This window comes from Zoogloea sp. LCSB751, assembly GCF_002028455.1.
Taxonomy (GTDB): Bacteria; Pseudomonadota; Gammaproteobacteria; order Burkholderiales; family Rhodocyclaceae; genus Zoogloea.
The window spans coordinates 1-268 of record NZ_MWUM01000229.1 but is presented as its reverse complement, the minus strand read 5'-3'; the positions used below and the strand labels follow the sequence as shown (position 1 = coordinate 268).

Annotated in this window: 1 protein-coding gene; it reads left to right on the top strand. The window is 47.4% G+C overall.

Annotated features, from left to right (window positions below; genetic code table 11):
* Window positions 1-268, top strand: a 268-nt coding sequence (locus tag B4920_RS26445; protein WP_216820062.1) for a hypothetical protein, incomplete at both ends; no start/stop codon positions are given.

Here is a 268-nt window from a genome sequence, read left to right as displayed (position 1 = left end):
AACCGAAAGAACTTGCTCACTATGCCCGCAGCAAAGCGGATAACAGCAATAGTTATCCCCTCGACGGCCACTTTAGCCGTTGGTACTACAATGGCGACCTTAATGAAGAAGGCGAATATAAAGCAGGCTTAAAAGAAGGCCTTTGGGTCCAATATGCTTCTGGCCTTAAGCAAAAAGAACAAACCTTTGTTAACGGCAAACTCAATGGCGATTACGCCGAATATTACCAAGGTCGCCGCCGCGTCACCGGCCAATACGAGGATAATCA